This window comes from Micromonospora noduli (assembly GCF_003264475.1).
Classification (GTDB): Bacteria; Actinomycetota; Actinomycetes; order Mycobacteriales; family Micromonosporaceae; genus Micromonospora; species Micromonospora noduli.
The window spans coordinates 1-20,732 of record NZ_PYAC01000028.1 but is presented as its reverse complement, the minus strand read 5'-3'; the positions used below and the strand labels follow the sequence as shown (position 1 = coordinate 20,732).

General features: G+C 72.5%; 18 protein-coding genes. 11 read left to right on the top strand and 7 right to left on the bottom strand.

Annotated features, from left to right (window positions below; all coding sequences use genetic code 11):
- Positions 1-131 precede the first annotated feature (131 nt).
- Positions 132-1,313 (top strand): dephospho-CoA kinase, encoded by a 1,182-nt coding sequence (coaE, locus tag MED15_RS24360; protein WP_112737065.1) that lies wholly within the window; start codon positions 132-134, stop codon positions 1,311-1,313.
- 8 nt (positions 1,314-1,321) lie between these two features.
- Here coaE and MED15_RS24355 read toward each other — a convergent pair whose 3' ends face one another.
- Entirely contained in the window at positions 1,322-3,235 is a 1,914-nt protein-coding gene (locus MED15_RS24355) for a hypothetical protein (protein ID WP_112737064.1), read from the bottom strand.
- Between the two features lie 206 nt (positions 3,236-3,441).
- On the opposite strand from MED15_RS24355, the gene uvrB reads away from it, so the two are divergent.
- From uvrB to MED15_RS24335, 4 genes are all read left to right on the top strand, one after another.
- The gene (uvrB, locus tag MED15_RS24350; RefSeq protein ID WP_112588404.1) at positions 3,442-5,550 is read left to right on the top strand and encodes an excinuclease ABC subunit UvrB; all 2,109 of its coding nucleotides are present in this window, start codon (positions 3,442-3,444) and stop codon (positions 5,548-5,550) included.
- Between the two features lie 81 nt (positions 5,551-5,631).
- On the top strand, positions 5,632-6,441 hold the full coding sequence (locus MED15_RS24345; RefSeq protein ID WP_244220569.1) for a helix-turn-helix domain-containing protein: 810 nt from the start codon (positions 5,632-5,634) through the stop codon (positions 6,439-6,441).
- A 119-nt stretch (positions 6,442-6,560) separates the two neighbouring features.
- The gene (locus MED15_RS24340; protein WP_112603565.1) at positions 6,561-6,929 is read left to right on the top strand and encodes a VOC family protein; all 369 of its coding nucleotides are present in this window, start codon (positions 6,561-6,563) and stop codon (positions 6,927-6,929) included.
- Positions 6,930-7,124: 195 nt separating this feature from the next.
- Positions 7,125-7,982: a helix-turn-helix domain-containing protein gene (locus tag MED15_RS24335; RefSeq protein ID WP_112588400.1), complete on the top strand. Its 858-nt coding sequence runs from the start codon at positions 7,125-7,127 to the stop codon at positions 7,980-7,982.
- 121 nt (positions 7,983-8,103) lie between these two features.
- On the opposite strand, the gene MED15_RS24330 is transcribed toward MED15_RS24335, so the two are convergent.
- Positions 8,104-8,397, bottom strand: a complete 294-nt coding sequence (locus MED15_RS24330) for an antibiotic biosynthesis monooxygenase family protein (protein ID WP_112588398.1) — start codon at positions 8,395-8,397, stop codon at positions 8,104-8,106.
- A gap of 117 nt (positions 8,398-8,514) precedes the next feature.
- Here MED15_RS24330 and pnuC point away from each other — a divergent pair, with 117 nt between their 5' ends.
- The 3 genes from pnuC (at position 8,515) to MED15_RS24315 (ending at position 11,604) form a co-directional block, all read left to right on the top strand.
- Positions 8,515-9,171, top strand: coding sequence for a nicotinamide riboside transporter PnuC (gene pnuC, locus MED15_RS24325; RefSeq protein WP_112588397.1), 657 nt, complete (start codon positions 8,515-8,517; stop codon positions 9,169-9,171).
- Positions 9,168-10,292 carry an AAA family ATPase gene (locus MED15_RS24320; RefSeq protein WP_244220568.1) on the top strand — a complete coding sequence of 375 codons (1,125 nt, stop codon included), beginning with the start codon at positions 9,168-9,170 and terminating at the stop codon, positions 10,290-10,292. Before pnuC ends, MED15_RS24320 begins: the two co-directional genes overlap by 4 nt.
- Positions 10,293-10,605: 313 nt before the next feature.
- The gene (locus MED15_RS24315) at positions 10,606-11,604 is read left to right on the top strand and encodes a TerC family protein (protein ID WP_112588395.1); all 999 of its coding nucleotides are present in this window, start codon (positions 10,606-10,608) and stop codon (positions 11,602-11,604) included.
- 4 nt (positions 11,605-11,608) lie between these two features.
- Here the strand turns inward: MED15_RS24315 and MED15_RS24310 are convergent, their stop codons facing one another.
- Together MED15_RS24310 and MED15_RS24305 are read right to left on the bottom strand one after the other, a co-directional pair.
- Positions 11,609-12,565 carry a C40 family peptidase gene (locus MED15_RS24310; protein ID WP_112588394.1) on the bottom strand — a complete coding sequence of 319 codons (957 nt, stop codon included), beginning with the start codon at positions 12,563-12,565 and terminating at the stop codon, positions 11,609-11,611.
- 59 nt (positions 12,566-12,624) lie between these two features.
- Positions 12,625-13,722 carry a mandelate racemase/muconate lactonizing enzyme family protein gene (locus tag MED15_RS24305; RefSeq protein WP_112737062.1) on the bottom strand — a complete coding sequence of 366 codons (1,098 nt, stop codon included), beginning with the start codon at positions 13,720-13,722 and terminating at the stop codon, positions 12,625-12,627.
- Between the two features lie 44 nt (positions 13,723-13,766).
- Between MED15_RS24305 and MED15_RS24300 the strand changes: the two genes are divergently transcribed.
- The gene (locus tag MED15_RS24300; RefSeq protein WP_112588392.1) at positions 13,767-14,564 is read left to right on the top strand and encodes a tyrosine-protein phosphatase; all 798 of its coding nucleotides are present in this window, start codon (positions 13,767-13,769) and stop codon (positions 14,562-14,564) included.
- Here MED15_RS24300 and MED15_RS24295 read toward each other — a convergent pair.
- The 3 genes from MED15_RS24295 to typA form a co-directional block, all read right to left on the bottom strand.
- The gene (locus MED15_RS24295) at positions 14,533-15,234 is read right to left on the bottom strand and encodes a lysoplasmalogenase (protein WP_112737060.1); all 702 of its coding nucleotides are present in this window, start codon (positions 15,232-15,234) and stop codon (positions 14,533-14,535) included. The genes MED15_RS24300 and MED15_RS24295 overlap by 32 nt on opposite strands.
- Positions 15,235-15,296: 62 nt before the next feature.
- Positions 15,297-16,148 carry a serine hydrolase gene (locus tag MED15_RS24290; protein ID WP_112737058.1) on the bottom strand — a complete coding sequence of 284 codons (852 nt, stop codon included), beginning with the start codon at positions 16,146-16,148 and terminating at the stop codon, positions 15,297-15,299.
- A 110-nt stretch (positions 16,149-16,258) separates the two neighbouring features.
- On the bottom strand, positions 16,259-18,127 hold the full coding sequence (gene typA, locus MED15_RS24285; RefSeq protein WP_091407975.1) for a translational GTPase TypA: 1,869 nt from the start codon (positions 18,125-18,127) through the stop codon (positions 16,259-16,261).
- A gap of 133 nt (positions 18,128-18,260) precedes the next feature.
- Between typA and MED15_RS24280 the strand changes: the two genes are divergently transcribed.
- Together MED15_RS24280 and MED15_RS24275 are read left to right on the top strand one after the other, a co-directional pair.
- A complete protein-coding gene (locus MED15_RS24280; RefSeq protein ID WP_112588387.1) occupies positions 18,261-19,682 on the top strand; it encodes a DedA family protein in 1,422 nt (473 codons plus the stop codon).
- A 34-nt stretch (positions 19,683-19,716) separates the two neighbouring features.
- Positions 19,717-20,592, top strand: a complete 876-nt coding sequence (locus MED15_RS24275; protein WP_112737056.1) for a lytic transglycosylase domain-containing protein — start codon at positions 19,717-19,719, stop codon at positions 20,590-20,592.
- The last annotated feature ends 140 nt before the right edge of the window (positions 20,593-20,732 follow it).

The window sequence follows — 20,732 nt, the reverse complement described above, 5'->3', positions numbered from 1 at the left end:
GGGCGCGGGGCGCGGGGCGCGAGGCGCGGGGCGCGGGGGCGGTCGCGGCCCGAGGTGGTGGGGTGGTTTGGGAGGTCGCCGGGCCGTGGGTGGGTTTGGCGGCGGGCTTGTCGATCCGGTTGACTGTTCGGGTGCTGAGGGTGGGGTTGACCGGCGGGATCGGGTCAGGCAAGAGCGCGGTGGCCGCGCGGCTCGTCGAGCGGGGTGCGGTGCTGATTGACGCCGACCGGGTGGCCCGGGAGGTGGTGGCGCCGGGTACGGACGGCCTGGCCGAGATCGTCGCCGCCTTCTCCGACTCGGTGGTGGACGCCGACGGCGCACTGGACCGTGCCGCACTGGGAGCTGTGGTGTTCGCCGACGAGACCGCCCGTCGTCGGCTGGAGGCGATCACCCACCCCCGGGTCCGGGCCCGCACCGCGGAGCTGGCGGCCGCGGCGGCACCCGACGCGATAGTCGTCAACGACGTACCGCTGCTGGTCGAGGTGGGTCTCGCGCCGACGTACCACCTGGTGGTCGTGGTGCAGACGGCCGTGTCGACCCGACTGGAGCGGCTGGCGCGCGACCGGGGGATGGGTCGCGCGGAAGCCGAGCGGAGGATCGCCGCGCAGGCCGACGACGCCCGCCGCCGGGCGGCGGCGGACGTGGTGCTGACCAACGACGGGAGCCTGACGGCGCTGCACGACGCCGTCGACCTGCTCTGGAAGCAGCGGTTGGTGCCCTATGAGGACAACCTGCGCCAGCGGCGGGTGGTCCCGCCGGACGCGGCCGAGCTGGCCGGGGCCGACGCGAGTTGGCCGGAGCAGTACGCGCGGCTGGCCGCCCGGATCCAGCACGCCCTCGGCGCGGATGCCCTACGGATCGATCACATCGGTTCGACGGCGGTGCCCGGCCTGGCCGCCCGGAACGTCATCGACGTGCAGGTGGCGGTCTCCAGCCTCGCCGACGCCGACGGGCCGTTGGCCGATCGGCTGGCGAACGCCGGGTTCCCACGGGTGCCGGGGCAGTGGTGGGACGACCCGCGTCCAGCCGGCCGGGGCCGCTGGGAGAAGCGGCTGCACGGCAGCGCGGACCCTGCCCGCCCGGTTCGTCTGCACGTGCGGTTGGCGGATTCGCCGGGCTGGCGGTACGCGCTGCTGATGCGCGACCACCTGCGTGCCGACCCGGATCAGCGGGCCGCGTACCTGCTGTTCAAGCGGGACCTGGTCGACGCGGCGCCGGAGGCCGGCGATTCCGGCACGGCCCGCAACCCATGGTTCGACGAGGAGTACCTGCGGGCCGAGCAGTGGGCCGCGCAGACCGGCTGGCGTCCCTGAGGCACCGGTCAGCGGGCACCGGGGCGAGGGGTCGAAGACCGAGGGGCCGAAGGCCGAGGGGTGGCGGGCCGAGGGTTGGCAGCCAGTCGGGGCACGACGGCGGGCTGCAGATCCAGGTATGCCCACGCGCCGGCGTCGGTCTGCAACTCGAGCCGGCGGAGCGACCCGTCCCGGTCGATCCAGTAACGTAGCCGCGCGTTGGCGGGACCCGATTCGATGACGTCCACGGTCCGTCCGGCGGTGACGTCCTCGCGTACCCGCACGGCCGCGCCGCGCTGCCCGACCGACCCGGCGGCGACTGCGGCGTCGACCAGCACACTCAGGTCGTCCCGGCCGGGCCGGGAGACCCGCCATCCGGCGGCCGGGGGCGGCAGCGGCGGCCGGGCCGGCGCCTCGGCGGTGCCGCCGCCGGCATCGGCCGCCGGCAGGTCCGCCCGGGCCAGACCGGCGGTGTCGCGGCGCAGAAGGGTCCGGCGGTCCGGTACGCCCAGGTCGGCGACCGCGAGGTACGCGGTACGCGCGGTCCAGCTCAACCAGCCGGCGGCCCGCAGGTTCGTGTCCGTGCCCATCGGTGCGGTCAGCGTCACCGTGGCACCGCCGTGGGCGCGAAGCCGGGCCGGCAGCCGGTCGAGCCGACGCTGCTCGGCGTCGGTCAGCGCGCGGGGCAGACCGGGGCGGCCGCCGAGTAGGTCGACCGGCCGTAGTGTCGGCCGATCCGCTCGGTTGAAGATCATCGTGACTGGTCCGGCACCGGGCAGCGGGGTCACCAGCTTGTGCAGCCGGGCGTCCTGATCGAGCCAGTACCGGGTCTGCCCGTCCGGGGCGGGCGTCGCCGCGCTGGTGGTGCCGATCGTCGTGCTGGCGGCTGGCGCGCCGGTAGGCAGTGGTGCCTGTATGACGTCCAGTGGGCCGGCCGGGACGGTCTCCCGGGCGATCCAGCGTGCCCCGTCGGGCGGTGCCGTCCGGGTCGTGGGGTCGGGGCGGTCGGCGGCGAGATCGAGGAGCAGGTCGAGCACCGGTGCCAGGTGCGCCCCGGGTGCCAGCCGGTGCAGCCGCCACCGGTCCGCCGGGGGCATCAGTGGTGGGGCGGCGGGAGTGGGTACCGCCGCCGGATCGGGCCGGATCACCAGCACCGGACCGCTCTTCTGCAACAGTCCGCGTTCGGCACCCGCTCCCGGCCCGCCCACGTCGAGGTAGAGCAGCGACCGGGACCAGTCCACCCAGCCGACCAGTTCGATGCGGGCGGCGCCGGTGCCGGCTGTGACCCGTACGCCGGCGCGCAGGTCGCGCAGGTTGGTGACCCGCACGGCGGCCAGGCGCTCGCCCTCCGCCAAGGTCAGCGGCCGGGCCGGCTCGGGCGGGTCGGGCGCCCAGCTCAACAGCCCGAGCACCAGCGCCGTCGCGGACGTCACCGCCGTCAGACCGAGCAACAGCAGCACCGTACGTCGACGACGGCCGGCCGCGGACGGCCCGGTGGTGTCGGCGGCCCCGGTGGTGTCTGCGGTGTCCGGGGTGTCGTCGCGGCGGGTGGTCGCGCGGTTTCCCGCGAGGCTTCGCTCGGCGGCGGCCCGCCGTGTGTCGTCGGTCTTGCGGCCGGCGGTGGCTCGGCGCGCGCCGCCGCTGGTCCGGCCGGCCGTGGGCCTGCCTCCGGTGTCGCTGGGGGTGCGGCTGGTCGCCGAGGCGCTGCCGGCCGGGCCGGTGCGGTGCCGCCCGCTGCCGGTGCCCGGGTCGTCCGGCGGGGGTGTGGCGGTGCGGGCGGTGCTCGGGTCGTCCGGCCGGGGTGTGGCGGTGCGGGCGGTGTCGGGCGCCGGGGTCGGAGAGGTGTCCACGGAGATGAAACGGGCGGGGAGGCGCCGGGGTGACGAGCAGGGGCGCTCGCGGCGGCCGGTCTGCGCCTCGAGCGCGACCACACGGGTGCGCACGCCGGACGAGCCGGGTGCTGCGACCGCAGTGCCGGGGGTGACCGGCCTTGATGTTGGCCTGGCCACCGGCCCGGTCGGCCGCCGCGAGCGGCCTACATGAAGAGGGTAGTCCCGGTGACATGGGCCACACAATGGGAATATTGAAGCTGATCACGTACCTGGCGTGACGGCCGTTCCTGTCGGACCTCCGGCGTACCGTTGATGGCATGGCGCTCGACATTCCCCGGCTGGACAGCCGCTTCCAGGTCGTCAGTGAGTTTCAGCCGGCCGGCGACCAACCGGCGGCCATCGATGAGCTTGAGCGCCGGGTTCGGCGCGGCGACCGCAACACCGTGCTGCTCGGCGCGACGGGCACCGGCAAGAGCGCGACCACGGCGTGGCTGATCGAGCGGCTGCAACGCCCCACCCTGGTGCTCGCCCCGAACAAGACGCTCTGCGCGCAGCTGGCCAAGGAGTTCAGCGAGCTGCTGCCGCACAACGCTGTCGAATACTTCGTCTCGTACTACGACTACTACCAGCCCGAGGCCTACATCCCCCAGACCGACACCTACATCGAGAAGGACTCCTCGATCAACGAGGAGGTGGAGCGGCTGCGGCACTCGGCGACGATGTCGCTGCTCACCCGCCGCGACGTGATCGTGGTGGCGACCGTCTCGGCGATCTACGGCCTGGGCACCCCGGAGGAGTACCTCAACCGGGCGGTGAAGGTGCAGATCGGGCAGGAGCTCGACCGCGACCAGTTGCTGCGCCGGCTCGTCGACATCCAGTACACCCGCAACGACATGGCGTTCCAGCGAGGCACCTTCCGGGTCCGCGGCGACACGCTGGAGATCATCCCGGCGTACGAGGAGCTGGCGATCCGGATCGAGCTGTTCGGTGACGAGGTGGAGAAGCTCTACTACCTCAACCCGTTGACCGGTGATGTGGTCCGCGAGGTCGACCAGCTGGTGATCTTCCCGGCCACCCACTACGCGGCCGGTCCGGAGCGGATGGAACGCGCGATCCGTGACATCGAGGTGGAGCTGGCCGAGCGCCTCGCCGAGCTGGAGCGGCAGGGCAAGTTGCTGGAGGCGCAGCGGCTGCGGATGCGCACCACCTACGACATCGAGATGATGCGGCAGGTGGGTTTCTGCTCCGGCATCGAGAACTACTCGATGCACATGGACGGGCGGCTGCCCGGCAGCCCGCCGCACGCCCTGCTCGACTACTTCCCCGACGACTTCCTCACGGTGGTCGACGAGTCGCACGTGACCATCCCGCAGATCGGCGGCATGTACGAGGGCGACGCGTCGCGCAAGCGGATGCTCATCGACCACGGCTTCCGGCTGCCCAGCGCGGCCGACAACCGGCCGCTGCGCTTCGACGAGTTCCTGGAGCGGGTCGGCCAGATGGTCTACCTCTCCGCGACCCCCGGCACCTGGGAGATGGAGCAGGCCCAGGGCGAGTTCGTCGAGCAGGTGATCCGACCCACCGGTCTGGTCGACCCGGAGGTCGTGATCAAGCCGACCAAGGGCCAGATCGACGACCTGATGCACGAGATCAAGCTGCGGACCGACCGGGACGAGCGGGTGCTGGTCACCACGCTGACCAAGAAGATGGCCGAGGACCTGTCCGACTACCTCCTGGAGAACGGCATCCGGGTGCGCTACCTGCACTCGGAGGTCGACACGTTGCGCCGGGTGGAGCTGCTGCGCGAGCTGCGCAAGGGCGACTACGACGTGCTCGTCGGCATCAACCTGCTCCGCGAAGGTCTGGACCTGCCCGAGGTGTCGCTGGTGGCGATTCTCGACGCCGACAAGGAGGGCTTCCTGCGCAGCGGCCGGTCGCTGATCCAGACCATCGGGCGGGCCGCCCGTAACGTCTCCGGCCAGGTGCACATGTACGCCGACAAGATCACCCCGTCGATGGCGGCGGCGATCGACGAGACCGATCGGCGTCGGGCCAAGCAGATCGCGCACAACGAGGCGCACGGCATCAGCCCGGAGCCGCTGCGTAAGAAGATCCACGACATCCTGGACGACATCTACCGCGAGGCGGAGGACACCGAGAACTCCCGGGTCGGCGGCGCGGTGCGTCAGCTTTCCCGAGGCAAGGCGCCGGTCAAGGAGACCCGCAGCCGGAGCCGGTCCGCCGCGAGCACCACCTCACGGGAGGGGATGGCCCGTGCCGACCTCGCCCAGCTCATTCAGGAGCTCAACGACCAGATGTTGGCCGCCGCACGCGAGCTTCAGTTCGAGTTGGCGGCCCGGATCCGCGACGAGGTCTCCGACCTGAAGAAGGAGCTGCGCGGCATGGACGCCGCCGGCGTGAAGTGACGGCCACCCGGCCGGCCGGGCCAGCGCTCCGCTCGGGCCCGGCCGGCCGGGGCACGCGAAGGGCGGGCACAGTTGACGGCGGTGGCGCCGATCGGCGAGATGGTCCTCGGGGTGCCCGACGCCAGCCTGCGTCCGTTCGTCGACAGGTACGTGGGTTACCGGGAACGGGCTGACGTGCCACTGGTCCGCCGGGAGCCGGCTGGCGTCTTCGTGGTGCTGATCCTGGGCTGGGGCGCTCCGCTGGACGTGACCGATCCGCGTAGCGAGCAGCGCGGCGTCACCGCTGTCGACTCGTTCGTGGCCGGCACCTTCGACAGTTGGTGCACCACGCGCACGGTGGGCGTGGGGGAGGGTGTCGAGTTGCTGCTCGCCCCCCTCACCGCCCGCCGGCTTCTCGGTCTGCCTCTGAGTGAGCTGACCAATCGGGCCGTCGGCGTCGGGCAGTTCCCGGGCCGTTGGCTGGATCGGCTGCGCGGCCGGCTCGCCGAGGCCACCGGCTGGTCGGAACGGTTCGACCTGCTCGACCGGGTGCTCGCCGCCCGGCTGGCGGCGTCTCCGCCGGTGGACCCGCGGCTCGACTGGGCGTGGCGGTGGCTGGCCACCAGCGGTGGGCGGGGGAGCGTCGGTGTGCTCGCCGACGAGTTGGGCTGGAGCCGCCGGCACCTCGCGTCCCGGTTCCGGCAGGAGGTCGGGCTGCCGCCCAAGATGGCCGCCCGGCTGCTTCGCTTTCAGCGGGCTCACGCCGCGTCGACCCAGGCCGGCGGGGTCGGGCGGGGAGTCGACTGGGCCGCCGTGGCGGCGGGCTGCGGCTACTACGACCAGTCCCACCTGATCCGGGACTTCCACGAGTTCGCGGGGGCCACGCCGGCCGCGCTGCTCTCCGGCCGCTGACAGCACCGGCCGACCGAAGCCGGGCCGGCGACCGCCGAGCCGAGCGAAGCCGGGTCGGCGACCCGCCGAGGTCACATTCGTCCAATCCGGAGCCGCGCCGCCGGCCGCAGAATCGGGTCATGCGAACCATCTATCCGATCTTCCGTTACCCCGATCCCCGCGCCGCGATCGACTGGCTCGGTGCCGCCTTCGGTTTCCGGGTGCATGCCGTGCACGAGGCGCCGGACGGTACGGTCGCGCACGCCGAGCTGGTCCTCGACACCGGCATGATCATGCTGGGTGCTCGGGCCGACGCCCCGCCCCGTCCGGCCGACGACGACTGGTCGGTCTACGTGGCCGTGTCGGACGTCGACGCCCACTGCGCCCGGGCCCGCGCGGCCGGCGCCGAGATCATCCGCGAGCCGTTCGACACCGACTACGGCTCCCGTGACTACTCAGCCCGCGATCTGGCCGGCAACGTCTGGTCCTTCGGCACGTACCGACCCTGAGCCGGCTACGCCGACCCGGGGGCGGGCGGCCCGCCGGACCAGCCTGAGCGGCTTGAAACCGCACTGACCTGCGGAGACGGTGTGTTCGGGCTGGCCCGGCCGGCTGGCGGCGTCGAATGCCCTGATTGCGGTGCGCGAGCGAGCTATTGCACTGGGTGATCGTCCTGCGTAGTCTCCCTCGGTGGGGAGGCCGGGATGCCGCTGCCAACAAGTCCTGTCATTCGACGTGCACGTCTCGGCGCAGAACTGCGCCAACTCCGTCGGCGCGAGTCGCTGACCCTGGAGCAGGTCTGCGACCGGCTGGGCTGGGCCTCGACGTCGAAGCTGTCCCGCATCGAGCTGGGTCAGAGTCGCCCGGACCTCGCCGACGTGCTCGATCTGCTGGATGTCTACAAGGTGCCCACGCCCGCCCGGGAGGCGCTGATCGTCATCGCCCGGGACGCGGCGACCAGTCGAGGCTGGTGGAAGACGCTGGGCGAGATGAGCGAACGGCAGCGCACCTACGCCGAGTTGGAGGCCGGCGCCGCCGACATCGTCGAGTACCAGCCGTCGGTGGTGCCGGGGCTGCTCCAGACGCCCGCGTACGCCCGGGTGCTGGTCAGCGCCGGCGCCCAGCTCACGCCGGAGGTCGATGTGGAGGCCGAGGTGCGCGCGAGGGCACTGCGGCAGGAGGTGCTCCGGCGGGCCTACCCGCCGCGCTACACGGCGGTGCTCGCCGAGGCCGTCTGCGACCCGGGTGACCTGCCGGTGGCGGTGTGGCGTGAACAGCTGCGTCATCTGGTCGCGGTGACCGGCCTGTCCCACGTCACGGTGCGACTGTTGCCACGTGGAGCGGCCGGTGGCGGGCTGCATCCGCTCACACCGTATTCCTGCTATGCCTTTCCCGACCCGGCGGACCCGCGCACTGTCATGCTCGAGGCGTTGACCACCGACGTCCGGTTGGCCACAGTGCTCGACGTGGACCGCTACGAGCGGATGACAGCGGCGCTGCTGGCCGCGGCGCTGTCATCGGAGGAGACGGTCACCGTGCTGGCCCGCCGCGTCGGCGAGTAACGGTTGAGGGTGCCGACGGTGAAGCGCCGCGCGGCCACCGGGCCCGGCGCCCCCGAGCCCGTCGGGACCGGCGGCCGGCGCGTGCGCCCGGCACGATAACCGTGGGGTACGACAGCTCGGCTCAGGCCGGTACGTCGAGGAAGTGTTCGACCACGGGTGGTCCCGCGAAGTGCGGCCCGATCAGCGCCCGCCACCTGTCGAACCGTTCGGTGGCCCGGAAGTTCTTCTCGTGCGCCTCGACCGAGTCCCATTCGACGAGCAGCACGAAGCGGGTCGGTGACTCGATTCCTCGGGTCATCCGCACGGACCGGCAGCCGGTCGCTCCGGCGAGCACCGGGTGACCCTCGGCGTACGCGGCGGCGAACGCGTCCTCGTGTCCGGGAAGTACGTCGATCAGCGCGACCTCAAGCACCATGTCGGACAGCCTCCCACGGCGGTCGGGGCAGTGGGTGTCGCGGGTCGGTGCCGGACCACTGCCTGGACTCCTCCCCGGCTCGACCGGGGGCGTTGACACGGACCCTAGGGTGGCCTCGTGATCATCGACTGGCTCACCGGCACCGCGTTTCGGGTGGCCGGTACCGGCACCACCTGGGCGGAGCTGCTGGGGTTCGTGACCGGTGTGCTCAACGTGTGGCTGGTGGCCCGGCAGAGGGTCGCCAACTGGCCGATCGGCATCGCCAACGTGCTGCTGCTCATGGTGCTGTTCTGGACCGCCGGGCTGTACGCCGACGCGGGGCTCCAGGTCGTCTACGTCGCGCTCGGCTGCTATGGCTGGTGGCACTGGCTGTTCGGGGGCGAGCGGCGCACCCGGCTCACGGTCAGCCGGACGGGGCGGCGGGAGTGGCTGGCGCTGGCCGCCGCCGGGCTGCTGCTCACCGGCGCGCTCTGGGTGCTGCTGGACCGGGCCACCGACTCGACAGTGCCGCTGCCGGACGCGTTGACCACGGCGCTGTCTCTGCTGGCCACGTACGGGCAGACCCGCAAGCGGGTGGAGAGTTGGTGGCTCTGGATCGCCGCCGACCTGATCTACATCCCGTTGTACGCGTACAAGGGGCTGCACCTGACGGCCGTCCTCTATCTGGTCTTCCTCGCGCTGTGCGTGCTCGGGTTGCGCGCCTGGCGGGCCGACCTGCGTCGGTCCGACCGGTCGAGCGCGGTCCCGCCCGGCCCGGCCCCGGTCACCGTGTGAACGCCGAGACATCCGGCCGTGCACCGGCGCCACGCGGGCCGGCGCGCTCGGCCGCCGCCGAGTTCGGGCACGGGATGGTGGTGGGCAAGTTCTATCCGCCGCACGCCGGGCACCACGCGCTGATCCGGGCTGCCGCCGCCCGCTGCGCCGAGGTGACCGTCGTCGTGGCGCCCTCACGCCGGGAGTCCATTCCGCTTCCGCTACGCCTCGACTGGCTGCGCGAGGTGCACGCGGACACGCCGTGGGTCCGTTTCGTCGGCCGGTACGACGACCACCCGGTGGACTACGCCGATCCGGCGGTCTGGGACGCGCATTGCGCGGTGTTCCGCGAGGCGGTCGGGTCGGGGTCGGTGGACGCGGTCTTCTCCTCCGAGGCGTACGGCGGCGAGCTGGCGCGCCGCTTCCACGCCGTACCCGTGTCGGTGGATCCGGATCGGCGGACCGTGCCGGTTTCCGGGACGGCCGTGCGCGCGGACCCGGCGGGTCACTGGCGGTGGCTGAGCCCGCCGGTGCGGGAGTGGTTCGTCCGGCGGGTGGTGGTGGTCGGGGCCGAGTCGACCGGGACCACGACGATGGCGGCGGCGCTCGCCGGGCACTACGGCGCGTCCTGGGTGCCGGAGTACGGCCGGGAGTTGACCGCTCGCAAGCTGGCCCGGCTGCGGGAGCGGACGCCGGAGGCGACCGTCTTCGACGTCGCCTGGGACCCTGACGACTTCCGCGCGGTGGTCCGCGAGCAGCAGGCGGCCGAGGACGCGGCGGCCCGGACGAGCGGGCCGCTGCTGGTCTGCGACACCGACGCGAGGGCGACGGCGGTGTGGGAGGAGCGCTACCTGGGCAGCGCGTCCGAGGAGGTACGGGCGGCGGCGCGTCGGCCGGCGCTGTATCTGCTGACGGATCACCAGGGGGTGCCGTTCACCGATGACGGTCTGCGCGACGGTGAGCACCTGCGGGCCTGGATGACCGAGCGCTTCCGGGCCGAGCTGGCCGGGTGCGGGGTGCCGGTGGTGGAGTTGGCCGGATCGCACGCCGATCGGCTGGCCCGGGCGGTGCGGGCCTGCGACGACCTGCTCGCTGCCGGCTGGTCGCTCGCGGACCCGATCGCCGCACCCGACGTGCACTAGCCTCCTAGGAAGCATTAGCCGGTGTGACACGTCGAACGGTGTTCGGCACCACCGGGTGCCCGGGGTGTGATCACGGGGCGTGGTGGGCAACAATGGTCACCGAGGAGGGGAGTATTCCCCCGCAACGGAGTCGTCAGCACGGTCGATCGCCGGAACCACGGCGACCCGACCCGGCCCCGTAGGTCGCCGCCCCACACCGGGGCGACGGCGGAAGAGACCTCCGACAGTCACCAGAGTGAGCGACAGCGGCACGCCGGCTCCCGCAGGGGCGTACGGTGTGCCCGACGCCGCGTGTCTGCCGGAGGAATGAACGTTGGACGTGTCCGGATTGGTGTGGGCGGGGACGCTTGTCGCACTGACTGCGGTCCTGCTCGTCGACCTGTTGATCATTGGTCGGCGCCCGCACGAGCCGAGTGTGCGGGAGTCGAGCCTCTGGGTCGGCTTCTACGTCGGTCTCGCCCTGCTCTTCGGCGTGGGTGTCTGGCTGACCTCCGGGGCCAGCGCGGCCGGCCAGTTCTACACCGGCTGGCTCACCGAGTACAGCCTCTCGGTGGACAACCTCTTCGTCTTCGTGATCATCATGGCTCGCTTCGGGGTGCCCCGGCAGTATCAGCAGAAGGTGCTGCTCGTCGGCATCGTGCTGGCGCTGGTGATGCGCGGCGGGTTCATCGCCGCCGGCGCGGCGCTGATCACGCAGTTCTCCTGGGTCTTCTACATCTTCGGCGCGTTCCTGATCTACACCGCCGTGAACCTGGCCCGGCAGGGTGAGCCGGACGAGGACGAGTTCTCCGAGAACGTGCTGATCCGGTGGAGCCGCAAGGCGCTGCCGATCTCGAAGGACTACGACGGCGCGAAGCTCACCACCCACGTGGCCGGCAAGCGGCTGTTCACCCCGATGCTGATCGTGATGATCGCGATCGGCACCACCGACCTGATCTTCGCGTTGGACTCGATCCCGGCGATCTTCGGCATCACCCAGGAGCCGTATCTGGTCTTCACCGCGAACGTCTTCGCGCTGATGGGCCTCCGGCAGCTCTACTTCCTGCTCGGTGGCCTGCTGGACCGGCTGATCTACCTGAGTTACGGCCTGGCCGTCGTGCTCGGCTTCATCGGGGTCAAGCTGGTGCTGGAGGCGTTGGCCGACAACAACCTGCCGTTCATCAACGGTGGCGAGCACGTCGGCTGGGCACCGCACATCCCGATCTGGTTGTCGCTGCTGGTCATCATCGGCACCCTGGGCGTCGCCACCGCCGCCAGCCTGATCAAGTCCTCCCGCGACCGGCGTCGCGAGTTGGCCGACGCCCGACGCTGACCGGTCACCGGCCGGGTGCGGACACGCGCCCGGCCGGTGAGACCCGGTGCGCGCCGACCAGCGTGGCGGTCCGGTCGGCCGGCAGTTCCTCTTCGATGACCCGCCGCCGCCGGTAGCAGGCGTGCAGCATCCGGCGCTGGCCGCCGTCGCCGGGGGTGGCGGTGACGATGCCGATGTGGTGGATCTTGCGGCCGGGTCGGGCGAAGAAGTAGAGATCGCCAGGGCGTTCCGCGCCCAACGACAGCGGGGTGGTGGCCACGGCCTGGTCGTCGGCGTCGCGGGGCAGCAGCACCCCGAACCGCCGCCAGGCCAGATGCACCAGCCCCGAGCAGTCGATGCCGTGCGCGGAGAGACCGCCCCAGATGTAGACCACGTCCAGCAGTCGCTGTGCCACAGCGAGCGCCTGCTCGGCGGTCGGCGACGCGGCCGACGCCGGGACCAGGTGCCCGTCCGGCAGCCAGAGCGGTGCGGCCCGGCCGGGGACGTGCACCGGCCGCCAGTCGTCGAGCGCGGGGCCGGCCGGGACGAGGCGGGTGCCGACGACGACGCCGGGCAACTCCACCGGCCCGTTCGGGGCGGCGTGCAGCCCGGTGACCGTGGCGTCCACCACCAGCGGGCGGTCGGTGCTGGTGTGGGCCGGGTCGGGAACGGCCAGCTGCCCGGCGGGGAGCCAGCCCGGGTAGCCGCGCGGGTCCAGCTTGGCGGCTGGTTGTTCGACGGCGACGACCCGGGCCCAGCCGTCCGGGCGGAGCTCGCTGACGAGGACCCGTTCGCCGAGCAGGAGTTGGCTCAGCACGCAGTCACCGACCTGCTGGTCAGTGTCCAGTCCGGAGACCCAGGTCGGGATGTCGACACCGGCGGTCAGCGCTGGGCAGTCGACCGGGCGGACCGCCTCGGGGGAGGTCCACAGCGTCGCCACGGCGACCCGGACGACGGCCTCACGGCCCGGTTGCAGCTCCACGTCAACCCCCAGATCGTGTCGGCTGTCGAGGGAAACCTTATGAAAGAAACCGACAGCCATCAACCATGAGCCTGCACTTTTGCTTCAGCGAGGCCAGAGATGCCCAGGCCAGGGGCGTCCGGCAGCACCACGGTTGCCCCGTCGTAGCGGATGCCGCCCTGCACCGGTGACCAGGCCAGCCACCAGGCGGCGTCCAGGTCGGCGACGGCTGTGGTGCCGTACGCGGCGACCAGGCTCGCCGCCGCCCCGATGCCCACCTGGCTCTCCATCATCGAGCCGACGACAGTGCCGAGCCCGTGCGCGGTGGCCAGGTCGAGGAGGGTACGGGCCGGATGCAGCCCACCGCACTTGGCCAGCTTGACGTTGACCAGGTCGGCGGCCCGGCGGCGGATCACCTCCACCAGGTCACGGACCCCGAAGACCGCCTCGTCGGCCAGGATCGGCACGGACACCCGGTCGCTGACCCAGGCCAGCCCGTCCAGGTCCCAGCGGGCCACCGGCTGCTCGACCAACTCCACGTCGAGCCCGGCGTCCTCGATGCCGCGGATCACCCGGACCGCCTCCCGGGGCGTCCAGCCCTGGTTGGCGTCCAGCCGGATCCGGGTGGCGGGGCCGACGGCCGCCCGCACCGCGCGCACCCGGTCCAGGTCGCCGGCCGCGTCGGTGCCGACCTTCAACTTGAGCACGCCGAAGCCGTCGGCCTGCCGCTGCCGTGCCGCGGCCGCCAGGTCCACCGCGTCACCCGCGGCCAGCGTCACGTCCGTCGGGACCCGCAGCGTGGTGCCGCCGAGCAACCGCACCAGGGGTACGCCCAGCCGCCGCGCGGCGAGGTCGTGCAGGGCGACGTCCACCGCCGCCTTCGCGGCCTCGTTGCCGACCACGGCGCGCTGCACCTCGGCGCAACGGGTCACCAGGTCGTCCGGGTCGCGGCCGATCAGCTGTGGGCCGAGCAACTCGCGGACGCACGCCTGCGCGCCGGCGACCGACGCGCCGGTGACCTGCCAGACCTGCGGCGCCTCGCCGAAGGCGGACCGGCCGTCGCTGTCGACGAGCTCGACGACCAGCGTGTCCACTGTGGTGGTACGGCGTAGCGCGGTCACGAATGGGGTGTGTAAGGGGGCGGAAACCCGGTGGGTGCGTACCGCCGAGATCGTCATGTGAGGCACCCTATACAAAGGTTCACCGCGGGAGGGGAGACCGGATGACCGGGCAGGGCTGGGAGCTGGTGGGTGCACCGAACGCGCGTGACCTGGGTGGGCTCGTCGGCGCGGACGGGCGGCGGGTCCGGGTCGGCCAGTTGATCCGCACTCCGGCGCTGGGTCGGCTGACCGACGAGGACCTACCGGTGCTGGCGAAGCTGGGGCCGGCGTGCGTGGTGGATCTGCGCGACGCCTCGGAGATCGCGGTCGCGCCGGAGGACCGCTTCGCCGGTGAGCCACGGGTGGTGCGCCTGCCGGTGCACGACGCGGAGCACCCGGTCTTCACGTACGTCTCGGCGGTGCTGCTCGGTCACGACCTGGACGCGTACGCGGAGCTGGCCCGGCAGGGCACGGCGGGGGCGATGGCGGCGATCTACCGCTGGTTCGTCACGGGTGAGTCGGCGCGGGTCGGTTTCGCCGAGGCGGTGCGGCTGGCCTCCCGGCCGGAGAATCTGCCGCTGCTCTACCACTGCTCCGCCGGCAAGGACCGCACCGGTTGGCTGACCGTCATCCTGTTGACGGCGCTCGGGGTGGATGAGGCGGCCATTCGCGCCGACTACCTGCGCAACAACGAGCTGACCGACAGCCTGCGGGCGGTGATCGTCGAGGCGATGCGCCGGCGGAATCCGGAGTTGGACGTCGACGCGGTGTTGCCGGTGCTGGAGGTCCGGGCCGAGTATCTCGACGCCGGTTACGCCGAGGTGCGTCGGGTGCACGGCTCGTTCGACGCGTACCTGCGCGACGGGCTGGGGCTCACCGACCCCGACCTCAGGGCGTTGCGGGCGCAGTTGCTGGAGTGACCGGTGCGTCGGTGGGTGTGCCGGTGCGGTCGGCGCGGCCGGTGACGATCAGTGCCTGGCCGGCGGCGTAGGTCGCCATGACCAGCACCGGCGCGCCGGGTGGCTGGGCCACCTCGGCCACCCCGGCGGCGATCAGCAGGTCGGAGCCGAGGAAGAGCGCGGCGCCGAGACCGACCCGCCAGCCCTGGGTGGCGGCGGTGCTCGCCATGGTGGCCAGCGCGATCGCGTAGCCGGCCACCGGTACGGCAAGCCCGACGTCGGTCAGCCCCGCCCACATCCAGGTCAGCGCGACGACGGTCAGCACCGCGTACCCCAGGGGGACGGCGACCAGCGGCGTGCGGCGCAGCGCGGTCGCGGCGCCGTGTCGGGTGAAGGCCGCGAGGTAGCAGAGGTGCGTGCCGAGGAAGCAGGCCATGCCGGCGAGGAACCAGCCGGTGCCGTCGATCATCAGGGCGATGTCGCCGCCGGTGGCGAAGGCCAGCGCGGCGAGCAGCAGCCGGTCCGGTCGGGCCGCGCGTTCGGCGCTGACCCGCCAGAGGTACGCGGCCAGCAGCGGCATCAGCAGCGGCTTGGTCAGTAGGAAGGCCAGGCCGCCGCCGGTGGCGTTGGCCAGCAGGTTCGCCGCCGTCACGACGAGGAAGGCGATCAGCACGGTGCGACTGCGGGGCATCGGCGGCTCCGGGGTGGGGGTGGGAGCAGCCTAGCCCGCACGTACCGCAGTAGTCGGGCGGGTCAGAGCTGGTGGCGGGCGGCCCAGGCCTGCGTCGAGATGTGCGCGAGCAGCAGGCAGGCGTCGTCCTCGACCTGGTCGTCGCCCCCGGCCAGCTCGGTGGTGGTGCAGACGGCGATCAGGTACGGCGGGGCGTCGTCGGGCAGCACCAGGCCGGCGCCGTGGCGGACGCCGCGTACCCAACCGTTCTTGTGCGCGATGCGGGTGCCCGCGGGCAGGCCGGCGGCGAGGTCCTCGCGGTGTTCCTGGGCGAGCAGGACGTCCAGCATGGTGGTGCAGGCGGCCGGTGAGGCGAGTGGGCCGGGGGTGTCGGCCCCGGTGGCCAGGGCGCCGAGCAGGGCGGCCAGGTCGGCGGCGGTGACCGTGTTGGTGATGCCGGCCTCGCGGGCTGCGAAGTCCTCGATGCCGCGGCCGGTGACGCTGTTGCGGGCACCGGCGAGCGCCCAGACCTCGGCGACCGCGGGCAGCCCGACGTGGCCGAGGACGAGGTTGGTGGCGAGGTTGCTGGAGCGCACGATCATCCGGTCGGCCAGCCAACGCAGCGAGGCGGTGCCGCCGATGCGGTCCCAGACCGCGTCGTCGTTGTCGTAGGGCTGCGCGTTGGCGACGCGGGGTGCGCCGGGCTGGGCGGAGTCGAAGTCGTTGACGACCGGGACCGGGGCGTCCAGGTCCAGGGCGCCGGTCTCGGCGGCGCGGTGCAGCGCGGCGAGCACCGCCACTTTCATGGTGCTCGCGGCGTAGTGGCCGGCGTCCGCGTGGCGGGTCCAGGTCGGCGGCGCGTCGAGCCGCCCGACGTACGCGGAGACGGTGCCGGGCACCCGGTCCAGGTGGGCGTCGAGATCATCCCAGGTCATGCCGGTGACCGTAGCGGATCAAGCGGGGGTGGGCTCGCGTACCCGTCGGGGGAAACGACGGGCGCGCCGGCCGCAAGCGGCCGGCGCGCCCGGTGTCGGGTGCTGGTGGGTCAGCCGGCGTGCTTGCGGCGGGCGGTGGCCCGGCCCCGCAGCTGCTGGTCGAGCACCACCTTGCGGATGCGCACCGTGGCCGGGGTGACCTCGACGCACTCGTCCTCGCGGCAGAACTCCAGCGCCTGCTCCAGGGTGAGCTTGCGCGGCGGGACCAGCTTCTCGGTCTCGTCGGATGTCGACTGCCGCATGTTGGTGAGCTTCTTCTCCTTGGTGATGTTGACGTCCATGTCGTCGGAGCGGGAGTTCTCCCCGACGATCATGCCCTCGTACACCTCGGTGGTGGGCTCGACGAAGAGCTGACCGCGCTCCTGAAGGTTGGTCATCGCGAAGGCGGTGACCGCGCCGGCCCGGTCGGCGACCAGCGAGCCGTTGTTACGGGTGCGCAGCTCGCCGAACCACGGCTCGTACGACTCGAAGACGTGGTGCAGGATGCCGGTGCCCCGGGTGTCGGTGAGGAACTCGGTGCGGAAGCCGATCAGGCCGCGCGCCGGCACCAGCCACTCCATCCGGATCCAGCCGGTGCCGTGGTTGACCAGCTGCTCCATCCGGCCCTTGCGGGTGGCGAGGAGCTGGGTGATCGCGCCCAGGTATTCCTCCGGGGCGTCGATGGTCAGCCGCTCGACCGGCTCGCAGGTCTTGCCGTCGATTACCCGGGTGACCACCTGCGGCTTGCCGACGGTCAGCTCGTAGCTCTCCCGGCGCATCTGCTCGACCAGGATGGCCAGCGCCAGCTCGCCGCGGCCCTGCACCTCCCAGGCGTCCGGCCGCTCGGTGGGCAGGACCCGCAGGGACACGTTGCCGATCAGCTCCTTGTCGAGCCGGTCCTTGACCATCCGCGCGGTGACCTTGGAGCCCTTGAGCCGGCCGACCAGCGGCGAGGTGTTGGTGCCGATGGTCATCGAGATGGCGGGCTCGTCGACGGTGATCAGCGGCAACGCGACCGGGTTCTCGACGTCGGCGAGGGTCTCACCGATCATGATCTCCGGGATGCCGGCGACGGCGATGATGTCGCCCGGGCCGGCGGTCTCGGCCGACGTGCGCTCCAGGCCCTCGGTCATCAGCATCTCGGAGATGCGGACCCGCTGGGTGCTGCCGTCGGTGCGGCACCAGGCCACCGTCTGACCCTTGTTGATGGTGCCCTGGCGGACCCGGCACAGCGCGAGCCGGCCGAGGAACGGCGAGGCGTCCAGGTTGGTGACGTGGGCCTGCAACGGCGCGCCCTCCTCGTACGAGGGTGCCGGGATGGTGTCCAGCAGGGTGCGGAACAGCGGCTCCAGGGAGGTGCTGTCGTCGGGCACCGAGCCGTCGGCGGGCTGGGTCAGCGAGGCGATGCCGTCGCGGGCGCAGGCGTAGACGATCGGGAAGTCGATCTGCTCCTCGTCGGCGTCCAGGTCGAGGAAGAGCTCGTAGGTGTCGTCCACGACCTCCTTGATCCGGGCGTCCGGACGGTCCACCTTGTTGATCACCAGGATGATCGGCATCCGGGCCCGCAGCGCCTTACGCAGCACGAAGCGGGTCTGCGGCAGAGGGCCCTCGCTGGCGTCGACGAGCAGCACCACACCGTCGACCATGGTCAGGCCGCGCTCCACCTCGCCACCGAAGTCGGCGTGGCCGGGAGTGTCGATGATGTTGATGGTGACCGGGTCGGAGCCGTCCGCCGGCAGGTAACGCACGCCGGTGTTCTTGGCGAGGATCGTGATGCCCTTTTCCCGCTCCAGGTCACCGGAGTCCATCACCCGCTCGGTGTTCTCGCCGCGTGCGCCGTACGCGCCGGCCTGCCGCAACATGGCGTCGACCAGGGTGGTCTTGCCGTGGTCGACGTGAGCGATGATGGCGACGTTGCGGAGGTCGGTGCGAAGCTGCATACCCTCTATCCTTCCGCCTGCGCTCGCGCAGGCTGCGTCGGGGTCACCCCCAGGTGCCCCTGATCTATGGTGAAACCGCTGTGCCGGTGGTTCTCCCGGCTGGCATGCTGGCACCCGTGTCCCGGGGGCCTGAGTGCACGACCTGCTGACCTGGGTGCAGGGTCTGCCCACCCTGTGGATCTACCTGGTCGCCGCGCTGATCGTGGCGGGCGAGACCGCGGTGATCTTCGGCCTGCTCGTGCCGGGTGAGGCTACCCTGCTGCTCGTCGGCTTCCTCACCTACAACGGTACCTTGCGGCTCGGGCCGGCGTTGCTCGCGATGATCGTCGCGGCGGTCCTCGGCGATGGGCTGGCCTTTCGCGCCGGACGGCGGTACGGCTCCCGGCTGCGCGCCGGGCTGGGTCACCGGGTCGGGCCGCAGCGGTGGGCCCGCGCCGACGCCATGCTCGCCCGCCTCGGAGGGCGGGGGGTGTTCGCCGCCCGATGGGTGGCTTTCGCCCGGACCCTGGTGCCTCGACTGGCCGGTGCGGCCGGTATGCCGTACCGGCGGTTCGCCCTCTGGAACCTGGCCGGGGTGGTGACCTGGGTGGGCGGGTCGGTGCTGCTCGGTCACCTCGCCGGTGAGTCCTACGACACGGTCTCCCGGCTTCTCGGCCGGGCCACCGGGGTGGCGTTCCTGCTGCTGGCCGGCCTGGTGGGTGTGGTGCTCGTGGGGCGGTGGCTGGGCCGTAACCCCGACCCGGTGCGCGCGCTGCTGTCCCGGGCCGGCGCTCTGCCCCCGGTGCGGTGGCTCACCGCCCGCTACGGGGTGCTGTTCTTCCTGGTGGCCATGCGGATCGGCCCGGCCTGGACGCTGCTGCTCAATCTGGCCGCCGGGCTGCTGCTGCTGTTCGCCGCCGGGCTCGCCATCGCCGGTCTGCTCGCGGTGGCGGTCCGCAACAGTGGGCTGGCCGCGCTGGACGGCGCCGTCGCGGGGTGGTTCGCCGCCCGGCGCACCCCGGACGCCGCCGAGGCCACACTGGTCGTGGTGTCGGTGGTACGGGGGTCGGTGCTGATCCTGTTGGTGGCCCTGGTGGCGGCGGTGCTGGCGTGGCGCAACCGACCCTGGCGGGCGGATCTGCTCAGCGTGGTCGGCACTGTGGGCGCGTTCGTGCCGCTGGTGGTGCTGGCCGTGGTGGCCGAACTGACCGGCCCGAACGGGACCGCCCCGGGCGGCGGTGAGGCGGCCCCGCTCTCGACCCAGAACGCCGTGGTCGCGGCGAGCTTCTGCACCCTGGCGTGGCTGGTGTCGCGCAGCGCCCGCTGGCCGGTGGCGGTGGCCGCCTGGACCGCCGCGGCGGCGGGGGTGCTCGGGATCGGCGGCGCGCGGCTCTACCTCGGACTGGACACGGCGAGCGGGACGGCCGCGGCGGTGCTGCTCGGGGTGCTCTGGACTGTGGTGTTCATGGTCGCCTGGGCGACCCGGGACCGGGCGGTGGGCAACGGTCAGCCCCCGGTGGACCAGACCCCCCGGCGGCCGTCGCAGGGGCACCGCCGCCCGGTCGAACCTTGTTAGGGTGCGGCGACAATCACACGGGGGAGGCAAGGGAATGGTTCGACGCACCGATCGGCTGGGCGCCGCAGTGCTCGCCGGGTTTCTGCTGGCGGGCGCGCTGGTCGGCTGCGCCGCCAAGGGGGAGAGCCCATCGGGCCTGGCAGCGCCGGTCGCCGTCACCGACGGGTCGACCGATGCCCCGTCCGACGAGGTCGACGGGGAGCCGAGCCCGTCGGTGAGCGCCGTGGAGTCGATGGGCGCCGCGCCGAGTCGTAGCGCGACCCCGACCCCGAAACCGACGAAGAAGCCGACGCGGACGGCACCGAAGCCGCGTGCGGTGGCGAAGCCGCCCACCGAGACCGAGGTTCCGCCGGCGCCGCCGAAACCGGCGCCGAGCTCCTGCAAGCCGACCTACAAGGGCAGCCAGGCGACCCGGTCCGAGGTGAAGACGGCGCTGACCAATGCGGCCAACCGCACCTACTGGCCGGTCTCCGCACCGGACATCAAGATCCCGCTCAACCTGCTCAAGGCCACCGCGTGGCAGGAGAGCGGCTGGCAGTCCAACATCTACGCCTGCGACGGTGGGGTCGGGCTGTTGCAGGTGATGCCGGACACCGCGACCTGGATGAATCAGCGGTTCGAGAAGAGCTACAAGATCGACGCCTACCAGGACAACGCCTACCTCGGCGCCACCTACCTGGCCTGGGCGACGAAGTACATCGGCGACATGTACTTCGAGTCGGACTTCCGGCTCGACCCGGCACTGTGCACCAGCGAGCTGAATTCCTGCCTGCTCAACGCCGTCATCGCCGCGTACAACTTCGGGCACGGTGCGGTGGCTCAGGAGGGGAAGCCGCTGGCCATCCCCAACCCGTCGTACGTGCGCAACGTGCGGGCGCTGATGAGCGAGTGCGTCTGCCTGGCGTACTGACCTCGTCGGGGCGGTGGCGGATCCGCCACCGCCCCGACGAGGCGGTCAGTCGTGCGCGGCGACCGGCTCGGGCGAGCTCGGGGCGGCCTGCACCGGGTCGCGCGTGATGCGGCCGGGCCCCCCGTAGCGGGCGCCGGTCA

Bases quoted from the DNA above. Each gene is read 5' to 3' on its own strand.
- uvrB (WP_112588404.1), top strand. From the start codon at position 3,442: ATGGCGCTCGACATTCCCCGGCTGGACAGCCGCTTCCAGGTCGTCAGT.
- MED15_RS24340 (WP_112603565.1), top strand. From the start codon at position 6,561: ATGCGAACCATCTATCCGATCTTCCGTTACCCCGATCCCCGCGCCGCG.
- MED15_RS24335 (WP_112588400.1), top strand. From the start codon at position 7,125: ATGCCGCTGCCAACAAGTCCTGTCATTCGACGTGCACGTCTCGGCGCA.
- MED15_RS24330 (WP_112588398.1), bottom strand. From the start codon at position 8,397: ATGGTGCTTGAGGTCGCGCTGATCGACGTACTTCCCGGACACGAGGAC.
- MED15_RS24305 (WP_112737062.1), bottom strand. From the start codon at position 13,722: ATGACGATCTCGGCGGTACGCACCCACCGGGTTTCCGCCCCCTTACAC.
- MED15_RS24300 (WP_112588392.1), top strand. From the start codon at position 13,767: ATGACCGGGCAGGGCTGGGAGCTGGTGGGTGCACCGAACGCGCGTGAC.
- MED15_RS24295 (WP_112737060.1), bottom strand. From the start codon at position 15,234: ATGCCCCGCAGTCGCACCGTGCTGATCGCCTTCCTCGTCGTGACGGCG.
- MED15_RS24290 (WP_112737058.1), bottom strand. From the start codon at position 16,148: ATGACCTGGGATGATCTCGACGCCCACCTGGACCGGGTGCCCGGCACC.
- typA (WP_091407975.1), bottom strand. From the start codon at position 18,127: ATGCAGCTTCGCACCGACCTCCGCAACGTCGCCATCATCGCTCACGTC.
- MED15_RS24275 (WP_112737056.1), top strand. From the start codon at position 19,717: ATGGTTCGACGCACCGATCGGCTGGGCGCCGCAGTGCTCGCCGGGTTT.